General features: G+C 52.1%; 11 protein-coding genes. 4 read left to right on the forward strand and 7 right to left on the reverse strand.

Features of this window, described 5'->3' with window-relative positions; all coding sequences use genetic code 11:
• Positions 1 to 32: 32 nt before the first annotated feature.
• Both C9J03_RS02135 and C9J03_RS02140 read right to left on the reverse strand, forming a co-directional pair.
• Positions 33 to 1,046, reverse strand: coding sequence for an aspartate-semialdehyde dehydrogenase (locus tag C9J03_RS02135; RefSeq protein WP_039467598.1), 1,014 nt, complete (start codon positions 1,044 to 1,046; stop codon positions 33 to 35).
• Positions 1,043 to 2,215, reverse strand: coding sequence for a 4-phosphoerythronate dehydrogenase (locus C9J03_RS02140; RefSeq protein WP_044623914.1), 1,173 nt, complete (start codon positions 2,213 to 2,215; stop codon positions 1,043 to 1,045). Before C9J03_RS02140 ends, C9J03_RS02135 begins: the two co-directional genes overlap by 4 nt.
• A 55-nt stretch (positions 2,216 to 2,270) precedes the next feature.
• On the opposite strand from C9J03_RS02140, the gene C9J03_RS26595 reads away from it, so the two are divergent.
• Entirely contained in the window at positions 2,271 to 2,492 is a 222-nt protein-coding gene (locus tag C9J03_RS26595; protein WP_156149947.1) for a hypothetical protein, read from the forward strand.
• A 178-nt stretch (positions 2,493 to 2,670) separates the two neighbouring features.
• Here C9J03_RS26595 and fabB read toward each other — a convergent pair whose 3' ends face one another.
• On the reverse strand, positions 2,671 to 3,882 hold the full coding sequence (gene fabB, locus C9J03_RS02145) for a beta-ketoacyl-ACP synthase I (protein WP_044623915.1): 1,212 nt from the start codon (positions 3,880 to 3,882) through the stop codon (positions 2,671 to 2,673).
• A gap of 158 nt (positions 3,883 to 4,040) precedes the next feature.
• On the opposite strand from fabB, the gene mnmC reads away from it, so the two are divergent.
• The gene (gene mnmC, locus C9J03_RS02150; RefSeq protein WP_082060659.1) at positions 4,041 to 6,137 is read left to right on the forward strand and encodes a bifunctional tRNA (5-methylaminomethyl-2-thiouridine)(34)-methyltransferase MnmC2/FAD-dependent 5-carboxymethylaminomethyl-2-thiouridine(34) oxidoreductase MnmC1; all 2,097 of its coding nucleotides are present in this window, start codon (positions 4,041 to 4,043) and stop codon (positions 6,135 to 6,137) included.
• A 111-nt stretch (positions 6,138 to 6,248) separates the two neighbouring features.
• On the opposite strand, the gene C9J03_RS02155 is transcribed toward mnmC, so the two are convergent.
• From C9J03_RS02155 to C9J03_RS02170, 4 genes are all read right to left on the reverse strand, one after another.
• Positions 6,249 to 6,563, reverse strand: a complete 315-nt coding sequence (locus tag C9J03_RS02155) for a hypothetical protein (RefSeq protein ID WP_231580684.1) — start codon at positions 6,561 to 6,563, stop codon at positions 6,249 to 6,251.
• Positions 6,564 to 6,722: 159 nt separating this feature from the next.
• Positions 6,723 to 7,073 (reverse strand): four helix bundle protein, encoded by a 351-nt coding sequence (locus C9J03_RS02160; protein WP_082060660.1) that lies wholly within the window; start codon positions 7,071 to 7,073, stop codon positions 6,723 to 6,725.
• Between the two features lie 52 nt (positions 7,074 to 7,125).
• Positions 7,126 to 8,292, reverse strand: a complete 1,167-nt coding sequence (locus tag C9J03_RS02165) for a nucleotide sugar dehydrogenase (RefSeq protein ID WP_044623917.1) — start codon at positions 8,290 to 8,292, stop codon at positions 7,126 to 7,128.
• 161 nt (positions 8,293 to 8,453) lie between these two features.
• Positions 8,454 to 9,842, reverse strand: a complete 1,389-nt coding sequence (locus C9J03_RS02170) for an MBL fold metallo-hydrolase RNA specificity domain-containing protein (RefSeq protein WP_044623918.1) — start codon at positions 9,840 to 9,842, stop codon at positions 8,454 to 8,456.
• 396 nt (positions 9,843 to 10,238) lie between these two features.
• On the opposite strand from C9J03_RS02170, the gene wecA reads away from it, so the two are divergent.
• Together wecA and C9J03_RS26600 are read left to right on the forward strand one after the other, a co-directional pair.
• On the forward strand, positions 10,239 to 11,339 hold the full coding sequence (gene wecA, locus C9J03_RS02175; RefSeq protein WP_044623919.1) for a UDP-N-acetylglucosamine--undecaprenyl-phosphate N-acetylglucosaminephosphotransferase: 1,101 nt from the start codon (positions 10,239 to 10,241) through the stop codon (positions 11,337 to 11,339).
• 156 nt (positions 11,340 to 11,495) lie between these two features.
• Positions 11,496 to 11,663: a hypothetical protein gene (locus C9J03_RS26600; RefSeq protein ID WP_156136317.1), complete on the forward strand. Its 168-nt coding sequence runs from the start codon at positions 11,496 to 11,498 to the stop codon at positions 11,661 to 11,663.
• Positions 11,664 to 11,692: the final 29 nt, after the last annotated feature.

Here is an 11,692-nt window from a genome sequence, read left to right on the forward strand (position 1 = left end):
TTAGAACCTCAGCACCCTAGCACCGATCTTATTTATAGATACTCTTCGATCAGCTTCTCGGCAATCTGGACACTGTTGGTCGCAGCGCCCTTGCGGACATTGTCAGCAACCACCCACATGTTCAGGCCGCAAGGGTGACTGATGTCTTCGCGGATACGGGCCACCATGACGTGATCCTTACCGGTCGCGTCACTGACCTGAGTCGGGTAGTCATTGCCGTGGAAGACTTCGATACCCTCGGCGTTTTCCAGCAGGCTGATGGCTTCTTCGACATGCACCGGCTGACACGTTTCTACGTGAACCGCTTCGGCGTGGCCGTAGAATACGGGAACACGAACACAAGTCGGGTTAACACGGATATTGTCATCGCCCAGGATCTTCTGGGTTTCCCACACCATCTTCATCTCTTCCTTGGTGTAGCCGTTGTCCATGAACTGATCGATATGAGGCAGGCAGTTGAAAGCAATCTGCTTGTCGTAGACATTGCTTTCCGCAGGCAGGCCGTTAAGCAGCTTGGCCGTCTGGCCCGCTAGCTCGTCCACCCCTTTCTTACCGGTGCCCGATACCGATTGGTAGGTCGCCACATTGATACGCTCAATACCGTATGCCTCGTGGATCGGCTTCAGCGCCACCAACATCTGAATAGTCGAGCAGTTAGGGTTGGCAATAATGTTGCGGTTACGGTATTCCGCCAACGCGTGCGGGTTCACCTCAGGGATCACCAACGGCACATCGTAGTCGTAGCGGAAGCGGGAGGTATTGTCGATCACCACAACCCCGTAATCGGCAGCAATCGGTGCCCAGCGCTCAGACGCTTCTGCTCCGGCAGAGAAAATAGCTAGCTGAACTTGGCCCCAGTCGAACTCTTCAACATTGGTGACACGCACGGACTTACCTTTAAAACGCAAGGTTTTGCCTGCACTACGCTCAGAAGCAAGTAAATAGAGATTGCGAACAGGAAAATTGCGTTCCTCAAGAACTTCTACAATGGTTTCGCCGACAGCGCCGGTTGCACCGAGTACTGCAATATCAAATTCCTGGCTCATGGCCTTTCCTCTACTGTAAAACCTAATTTAGCCAGCGACTCTACCCCAAAATGGGCCTCGCCCGCTACTGTAATCGCGCTATATTCGCGGCGATCCCAGTAATTTTTACGCATCCGGTCAAAAGCCACCGCCATTTCCGGGCTTCCCGCCATCGTTTGGCCCATTTCACGGCGGAACAAACCGTCATCGCGGCGCACATCATAGATGAGCTGGGTCAGGCTAAAGAGGGTCGGCTCGTCCCATTTCCGGCTTAGCGCCACCTGCGGAACCGGCGCAACCGGCAATAGGCTGGCCGCACTCACTTCCTTGGCCAGACCAAGGAATTGGCAATAGCTGTTATAGACCATGGTGGTACCGCGTGCCTTGCCTTCCAGGCCATAACCGGCAACATGCGGGGTCGCAAAGGCCAGCAACGGCAGCAGCGCCAAGTCGACCTGCGGCTCATGCTCGAACACATCCAGCACTGCCGTCAGTGCCTTGCCCTCATCCGATTGGCTCTGTTGCAGCGCCAACTTCAGTGCCTGGTTGTCAACAACCGGGCCCCGAGCGGCATTGATCAGTATGGCGCCCGGCTGCATGTCCGCAATAAAGGCCTCATCAACCAAGTGGTGGGTTGGATAGTCCCCCTCTCGGGTGATCGGCGTATGCAGGGTGATCACATCGCACTGCGAGCGGATATCTTGTAGCGAATGAAATTTTCGGCTGTCACCCTGCTGCTCTTTAATAGGATCGTTAAGCATGTAGTCTATGCCCAGCGCGTCCAGGCATTGGGCCAGGTAACTGCCGACATTGCCCGCCCCGATGATCCCGACTTTTTTGTCGAAAATCGAAAAGCCCTGTTGCTGGCCGAGCACCAGCAAGCTGCTCAGCACATACTCGGCCACCCCAACTTTGTTGCAACCGGGTGCCGCAGTAAAGGTAATTCCCTTCTGGGCGAGCAGGGCTTGATCAACATGGTCCTGGCCGGCAGTGGCGGTACCAACAAACTGCAATTTGTTGGCTTTGGCCAGCAAGGCATCGTTAACCTTGGTCACCGAGCGGATCATCAACGCATCGATATCTACCAAATCCTCAGCAGTCATTGTCCTGCCCGGCTTGCTGATCACCTCGCCCAGTTGGCCAAACAGCGCCTCGGCGTAAGGCATATTTTCGTCAATGAGGATTTTCATAAAACGTCCTTCGATGGTTATTTGTATATGGCAGATGCTATTGGATGTTGAGGGAGTGTCAAGTGATTCATGGGCGATGGGCGATGGGCGATGGGCGATGGGCGATGGGCGATGGGCGATGGGCGATGGGCGATGGGCGACCCAAATTGTTTGCAAGAGCCTAACCATGTCAATCTCTTGCTTTTCCTCTAGCCTCTGGCCGTTTTTGCCTATCAGCCAAGCTCTTACCCATAAAAAAGCCCAGCAGATTCTCTGCTGGGCGAAGGTCCAGGAATAAAAACACCGACTGGGATCATAGACAGCTCCCGCAAAAGAAAATACTATTCACACAGCCAATGTCGCGTCTGTTTTTTAGGCACTGACTTGAGGTCAAAAGGCTAGAGCAGTCTCCGCAAAAAAACTATCTAGCTGATAAACTTAGTCAGTGCCACCCCCTGGAAAATGACAAAAGTCGGTTAAGCTTCGTATTTCTTGATAACCAGTGTCGCGTTAGTGCCGCCGAAACCAAAGCTGTTGGACATCACAGTTTTCAGCTCTTGCTCGCGTGTCTCAGTCACAATATCCAAACCTTCAGCAGCTGGATCCAGGTTATCGATATTGATGCTTGGTGCGATAAAACCATTGTCTAACATCAACGTCGAGTAGATCGCCTCGTGCACACCTGCCGCACCCAGTGCGTGACCAGTCATTGCCTTGGTTGCCGAAATCGCCGGGCTGTTGTCACCAAACAGCTCCTGGATAGCCCCTAGCTCTTTCACATCACCTACCGGCGTAGACGTACCGTGGGTGTTGATGTAATCAATGCTGTCCACATCCTGCATCGCCATCTTCATACAACGCACGGCACCTTCGCCCGATGGCGCAACCATGTCGTAGCCATCAGATGTCGCGCCGTAGCCGACGATTTCGCCGTAGATTTTCGCGCCGCGAGCCAAAGCATGCTCCAGCTCTTCGATAACCAGCATACCGCCGCCACCAGAGATAACGAAACCGTCACGGTCGGCATCGTAAGTACGTGATGCCTTGGTTGGGTTGTCGTTGTACTTGGTTGATAGCGCGCCCATGGCATCGAACATCATGGTTAGCGACCAGTCTAGCTCTTCACCACCACCGGCAAAGACCACGTCCTGCTTGCCAAGCTGAATAAGCTCAAGCGCATGGCCGATACAGTGAGCCGACGTTGCACACGCAGAGCTCATGGTATAGTTCACACCACGGATTTTGAACGGTGTGGCCAAACACGCCGAAACGGTTGAAGACATGGTACGCGGCACCATGTATGGCCCCACACGCTTCACACCCTTTTCGCGCAGAATATCCACTGCCGCAACCTGGTTGTAAGAAGACGCACCACCAGAGCCAGCCACCAGGCCGGTACGGTCGTTGGACACCTGATCTTCGGTCAGGCCCGCATCTTCAATTGCTTGTTCCATCGATAAGTAAGCGAACGCAGCAGCATCGCCCATGAAACGCATTTTCTTACGGTCGATATGCTCTGCAGGGACCATTTTCAAATCGCCCCAAACATTACTGCGCAGCTTCATTTCTGCAAACTGTTCAGAGAAGCTGATACCGGATTTACCCGTTTTCAATGACTCCAGCACTTCTTTAACGTTGTTACCAATGCTGGACACAATACCCATGCCTGTAATTACGGCTCGTTTCATGATGAATTCCTACTGTCATTTATACCCAAATAACCTCAGCCAAAACAAACATCAACCTGAGGTGACTTGGGTATAACGTTGACGATAATAACGGGTTTAGCCGCCAAAAGTGGTCAGCTTTCCTGTTGATCAGGTACAATCCTCGGCAATAACCAACTATGAGGCTTCGCCCCTTGTCTGATAAAGCCCAACAGTCACCTGATACAGCCGCGCCTTCCGCCAGCCAAACCCCCTCGGCAAAAATCGAAAATGCCGTACTGGACTGGAATGAATCAGGCACCCCTGTATCCAATGACTTTGACGATGTCTATTTCTCCAATGCCAATGGCCTGGAAGAAACCCGCTACGTCTTCCTTCACCAAAATGGCTTGCCTGCACGCTGGGAATCTTTTGACCGCCGCCGTTTTGTGGTGGCCGAAACCGGATTCGGAACCGGTCTCAACTTCCTTGCCGTCTGGCAGTGGTTCAAAGCATTCCGCCAGGCTAACCCGGAAGCGACCACCAAAGAGCTGCATTTCATCAGCTTTGAAAAATTCCCGGTCACCAAAGACGATCTGATCAAGGCCCACCAATCATGGCCGGAGCTGGCCGAGTTCGCCAGCCAACTCCATGCCCATTACCCGCCAGCCGTGGCCGATTGCCACCGCATCGTGCTGGAAGATGGCATGATCACCCTTGACCTGTGGTTTGGTGATATCAAAGACTGCATGCCACAAGTATGGACGAATCATGACGGTATCGTCGATGCGTGGTTCCTCGACGGGTTTGCCCCAAGCAAGAACCCGGAAATGTGGAACCAAGATCTGTTCAACGGCATGGCCAAACTCGCCCGCACCGGCTGTACCACCGCGACCTTCACTGCCGCCGGTTTTGTCCGCCGCGGCCTGATCGAGGCCGGTTTTGACATGAAGAAAGTCAAAGGCTTCGGCACCAAGCGGGAGATGCTGGCCGGCAGTGTGATTGAGCGAAAATACGGCAGCAACGTCAAGCCATGGTACAAGCGTCAGCCAGCCTGCCTGGCGAATCAACAAGATGACAGCGGCATTGCGCTCATTGGTGGCGGTGTCGGCTCGGCGACAACGGCACTGGCCCTGGCGCGACGCGGCATCAACACCACCCTCTATTGTGCCGACGAACTGCCTGCCGAAGGGGCATCCGGCAACCGCCAAGGCGCAGTCTATCCGCTGCTCAACGGCTCAAACGACGCCCTATCGCGCTTTTTTGCCCCGGCATTTCTGTATGCCCGCCAGTTTGTCGAACAAGCAGCGAAGCACAAACAATTTGCCCATGAGTGGTGCGGTGTCACCCAGCTGGCCTGGGATGACAATGCCACCAGCAAGCTGGACAAAATGATGACCGGCGGCTTCCCGCAGCAGCTCATCCGCCAGTTGGATGTCGACCAAACCGAACAGGTCACCGGTGTGGCTTCGGGCCACAGCAGCGTCAACTACCCGCTAGGCGGCTGGCTATGCCCGCAGGAGCTGACCCGCGCCTTGATTGAACAAGCGCAGCAAATGGGTTGCCTTGAGCTAAAAACCCTAACCGATATTGAGCAGCTCACCCAACAAGACGACGGCAGTTGGCTGCTGGCCGATCAGCATGGCCAGCACTACCAACATGGTACCGTCATTGTAGCCAACGGCCACCGCTTTGCCGAATTCCCGCAGACCCAGGACATTCCGGCCTACTCTGTTCGCGGCCAGGTGAGCCATATTCCGACCAACCCAACACTGAACCCGCTGAAAACCGTGCTCTGTTACGATGGCTATCTGACACCCGTTAATGCCACAGGTGACAGCCACTGCATCGGTGCCAGCTACCGCCGGGGCAGTACCGACCTGGCCTTCAGCCCGGAAGAGCATGCCGACAACAAGCAGCGTTTGGTTGACTGCCTGCCTGCAGCAAGCTGGCCTCAGGATATTGACATGTCAGCGGAACAAGCACGTGTCGGGGTACGCTGTGCCAGCCGCGATCACCTGCCATTTGTGGGCGATGTATGCCAATACAAGCCTTTGCTAGAGCAGTATGCTGATTTAAAAAACCAGCAGGAGGGTGCCCAGGATATCCCGGTCTACCCTAATCTGTATGCCATGATTGGCTTGGGTTCTCGCGGTCTTAGCTCTGCCCCGTTGCTCGGCGAACTGCTGGCCTCGCAGATTTGCGGCGATCCACTGCCACTGCCGAACAGCGTGCTGGAAGCCTTGCACCCAGGACGGATGTGGGTAAGGAAGTTGGTAAAAGGGAAGAAGGTTTAATCAGGCGATAGGCTATTGGCGAAATTAACCCCTTACCATTTCATTATGGCAAGGGGAAATAATCTATTTTGATCCTATAGCCCATGGCCTTTCGCCTCTAGCCAGACCCACCTATTGAGCCTGTGTTACCGGTGGAGCTGGGTCGTCACCGCCGCCCGAGTCTGACAGGGCGACACCAATCACCACAGCCGCCGCCCCCACCGCCAATACCGTTGCGGTGATCCCCCCCGCCGAAGCCGCAAACGCGGTGTCGATGCCTGCCGCCTTGCCGGTTGCCTGGCTACCCACTTTGGTCGAGGCACTGGCCTGCTGCGAGCTCGCCATTGGTTTGGACGCAGAGGTATTGGTAGAGGTCGAGTCTGCCGCAAAAGCAGAAAAGCTAATCAAGCCTGATAAAACAATTGCCGCCAATGAAAATTTCATCATTACTATCCCCAAAGCGCAACATATGATTATTGATATGATTGTAAGTATAGTTGGGGTTGGCAATCCGAGAGGAAGACTTGAGAATAGTCTTGGGAATGAGAAACGGGCGATGGGCGATGGGCGATGGGCGATGGGCGATGGGCGATGGGCGATGGCAGTTTATGAGGAACACTTTTGCCTATGTCTAATTAAGGCCCCTAGCTGAGCAGATATGTGTTGAGCTTTTTCAATCAATGGGTTCACTTCTGAAGGGGAAATGTATGTTAAATCCCGCGCCAGCATTAGTTGGGTAACTAGTTCTCCATTTGAACCTTTAGCTATATAAAAAAACCTTACTGCTTCTCTATCGCTAAATCTCTCGTCACCCTCAGCAATATTAGAAGGAACAGATATGCAACAGCGTCGGATTTGATCCCTCAAGCTGTAATCATTACAACTTTCAATGGCCTTATAAACATCCAATGCCTGTTGATAGCTATCCCTCCAAACTTTTAGCTTCTTGTAATTCATCCTTGAATTTTAAATCCTATGGCCTATTGCCCATTACCTATAGCCTAGCTCTTTAATCCGCCCCGAACAAATCGCGGGTGTAGACTTTGTCAGCGACGTCGACAAGCTCTTCGGTCATCCGGTTGGAGATGATCACATCGGAAACTTGCTTGAACTCTTCAAGGTCAGTCATCACTTTGGACTGGAAGAATTCCTCATCTTTGAGCACCGGCTCATAAACCACAACCGGGATCCCTTTGGCCTTGATACGCTTCATGATGCCCTGAATGGAAGACGCGCGGAAATTATCAGAGCCCGCTTTCATGATAAGGCGGTACACACCGACAACTTCTGGCTTTTTCGCAATGATCGAGTCGGCAATAAAGTCTTTACGGGTGCGATTGGCATCGACAATGGCGCCGATAATATTGTTAGGTACCGACTGGTAGTTCGCCAACAACTGCTTGGTGTCCTTCGGCAAACAGTAGCCACCGTAGCCAAACGACGGGTTGTTGTAGTGATTACCGATACGAGGGTCCAAACCAACCCCTTCGATGATCTGGCGGCTATCGAGGCCATGCGCTTCCGCGTAAGAGTCCAGCTCGTTGAAATAAGCCACACGCATCGCAAGGTAGGTGTTGGAAAACAACTTCACGGCTTCGGCTTCCGTCGACTCAGTATAAAGCACCTCGATATTGTCTTTCACGGCACCTTGCACCAGCAAGTTGGCAAAGACTTCTGCCCGCTCGGACTTCTCACCCACGATAATGCGTGATGGATGCAGGTTATCAAACAGTGCGCGGCCCTCGCGCAAAAACTCCGGCGAGAACATCAAGTTGTCACAGCCCAGCTCTTGCTTGATACGCTGGGTATAGCCAACGGGTACCGTCGATTTGATCACCATCACCGCTTCTGGGTTAATGGCCATCACATCTTTGATGACGGCTTCCACCGAAGAGGTGTTGAAATAATTGGTCAGTGGATCATAGTCGGTCGGAGTAGCGATGATCACGTAATCCGCGTTCTCATAGGCCGCATGCTTATCCGTTGTCGCCGTTAGATTCAGTGGTTTCTCCGCCAGATATTCAGCGATCTCTTTATCTTCGATGGGAGAGATCGAACGGTTAATCAGCGCAACCTTTTCCGCAACAATATCTAATGCCACCACATCATTATGCTGCGCCAGCAGTACAGCATTTGATAGGCCAACATACCCAGTACCCGCAACGGTAATTTTCATTACTCAACCTCAATCTCTTTAGCGCATTAATAATCACTTACATCACTCAGCAGGTAATTATCTAAGTCGCAATCCTTTAACTTATAAAGCTTTAATAGCTCGCATACTACCCTAGATGGTGTATACAGCATAGCAGCAACTCAAGGACTTAAGATTCCACTTCATACCGTGGCGGAAATTTGCTCAGCCGAGATGACCACCTCACAACCAGGTTTGATTACCTCGATCTGCTGGGCCAGGGCCTGCTGGGCGGCAGGCTCACCGTGGACAAGGTGAATTTTCTTTGGCCCCTGCTCAATATTGGCAACAAAGCGGATCAAATCATGCTGATCAGCATGGGCAGAATACCCTGAAAGGCTATGGATGTTGGCTTTCACCGCTATGACCTGGCCGTTTATCTCAACCTGTCTCGCTCCCTGGGAGAGTCGACGTCCCAGTGTCCCCTTGGCCTGAAACCCCACCAGCACCACATCCGTACGAGCATCGGGGAGTAATGCCTCAAGGTAATTCATTATCCGTCCCCCCTGGCACATACCGCTGGCCGCCACCACAATCGCGGGAGCATGGGTTGACTTTAGGCGGTTCACGATAGCTTGGTGCTGCGAGTGGGACTGGACGGTAATGCATTGCTCAAACGACAGCGGATGCCGTCCGATATTTTTACGGCTTACCGCTTCTTTCTCCCACAGCCGGTGGAACAGATCGTATTGCTCGGTCACTTTCTCGGCCAAAGGGGAATCAAGGATAATAGGCAACTCTTGCCAAGCCATCTTTTCATTATTGATTTGCAGCAGCGGCAAGAAAGCATCGGCAATCAAACTTTCGATATCAAACAACAGCTCTTGGGTACGGCCAACACTGAAAGCCGGGATCAGTATCGTCCCGCCGTCGAGCAGCGAACGTTTGATGATTTGCTTTAAGCTGTCACTGCGCTCAGCCTGCCGCTGGTGCGTACGATTGCCGTAAGTACTCTCGAGTACCAGGACATCAGCACGCTGGGGTGAGACAGGGTCGACCAGCAGCGGCGTGTTGGACGGCCCGAGATCGCCCGAGAACACCACCACTTCACGGCTAGGCAGCACCACTTCGACATAAGCCGACCCCAAGATATGCCCCGCCTGGCGAAAGTACAAGGTTAAGCGATCGCCACTTGGCAAGGTAACGGGGGCCTGACAATCAAACGGCACAGGCCGCAGCAAGCCTTTGACCAGCGTCAGAAACTTGCTGCGCTGATGTTTGTTGAGGTTGAGCTGGATCTTCAGGCCATCATCCAGCATCAACGGCAGTAAGGCCGCTGTCGCCTCTGTGGCATAAATCGGGCCACGAAACCCAGCAGCAAGCAACCAGGGAATACGTCCGATGTGATCGATATGGCAATGGGTTAAGACCAAGGCCTGAATATGCCCAACCGGGAAGTCAATATCCAGAGAAGCCGACACCTCTTCGCCCTGAAACAAACCGCAATCAACCAAAATACCGTACTGCTCCCAGCGTAGTTCGTGGCAAGAGCCGGTAACACCGTTATAAGCGCCGTGATGAATGATCTGCATGAACAAGTTCCCCAATGATCCATAGGCAGATCTTCACTAAAACCCATTGGTACTACAGCCTTTCAGGCAACAATCCCGAGTAAGTTCACGAAAAATGCTACTAACAGTCACCTCAAGTACATAGCTGGGCAACCCATATCGCCATCAAAACCCATCCAGCAGACTTATCGCCACAAGGTATAAGTGAAAAAAACGACAAGAAGAAAGGTAAAACATGGACAAAGTCACCCATGAAAAGTGTCAAGAAAGTGACTAAACTGATAAGGAACTCAATTGTTCTCCCCCTACAATCTGTGAGCATCGTCCCGATTACAATAACTTAACAGGGTTTAACTTTAATGTTATATGCCACAGGTATAGTATTCGTAAGTTGTCAAATTTTGATAGGGGTTATTTATGGACAGCAGATTGACCGCTATTGTATCAGTGTCATTCCTAAGTCTTATTGTACTAAGACGGGTCGCGCTGGCTGTCAACTTGGTTGACAAACCTTCGGCGCGAAAACACCACCTTGGCAGTATCCCTCTGGTGGGGGGCTTGGCCATTTACCTCACCATCTGTTTGTTTTTGCTTAACACTCCTATATCAAACTCCGACATCCCCCTTTTCCTGCTGTGCTCCGGCATGTTAGTGCTCACCGGCGCACTGGATGACAAGTTCGATATCAGTGTTAAGTCACGCCTGCTAATTCAGCTGATTGTCACCATCGTCATGTTCACCCTGTGCAATGTCCAGCTCGCGACCCTTGGCGGGATCCTGGGGTGGGGAGAGCTTACCCTCAGCAGTAGCGCCAGTTTCCTGATCACCTTTCTCGCCGTTGCCGGGGCCATCAATGCCTTCAATATGGTCGATGGGATAGACGGCCTACTCGGTGGCCTGGCCGTTATCACCTTCTCGGCACTGGGGTATCTGTTTTTAACCAGTGGCCAGGTCGGGCTTTACCAGTTTTGCCTGTTGGTCGTTTTTGCCACTCTGCCCTACATCCTGCTCAATATCGGTTTTCCCTTTGGTGCCCGAATGAAAATTTTCATGGGTGATGCCGGCAGTATGTTTATTGGCTTCACGGTGGTATGGCTGCTACTTGCCGGCAGCCAAACGGCAGAAAGCAGCTTCCGCCCAGTTACCGCACTATGGTTAATCGCCCTTCCGTTAATGGATATGGCGACCATCATGATACGCCGGATCAGAAAAGGGCAATCCCCCTTCAAACCCGACCGCGAGCACCTTCATCATATCTGCCAACGAGTCGGGTTGAGCCCGAAACTGACCCTACTGACCATTTGCACCATCGCCACGGTGTTCGCCTCTGTCGGTGTAGTCGGAGAGGCGCTCAAGATCCGCGAAAGCACCATGTTTATGAGCTTCATACTGACGTTTAGCGGTTATTACATGGCTATTTGCCACATCTGGCGTATTACTACTTTTATCAGGAAAGTCAGCAGTTTATTGCCACCAAATAAACCAACACCACAAATTTCCGATGGTGATCACCAATAAATATTCCAAAATCGCAAAAATGTGATGTGTTTGCCATCTATGCATCACATCTTTGCAATAAAAAGACAGCTGACGACTGGCTATCATCGCCAATCCTTCTATACTTCAATAACACCTTAAAAAGCAAGATGTTATCAAAGCAATGAAGGAGGCATTATGAATCAATCCATGCTATTCCCGTTTCGCCTGTCTGTGCTTTCTAACACCACGACACATTTACTTTTTGTGATCTTGCTGAAGATCTGTTTATTTTTTGACGAGCTGGAAGCTTTTGACCAAGAGGCAAAAGCCATCCGCCGAGAAGATCGAAAAAGCAACATCTGATTTTACCGCTCAGGCCGGACTCTAAAGCC

The organism is Photobacterium gaetbulicola (assembly GCF_003025515.1).
GTDB classification, from domain to species: Bacteria; Pseudomonadota; Gammaproteobacteria; order Enterobacterales; family Vibrionaceae; genus Photobacterium; species Photobacterium gaetbulicola.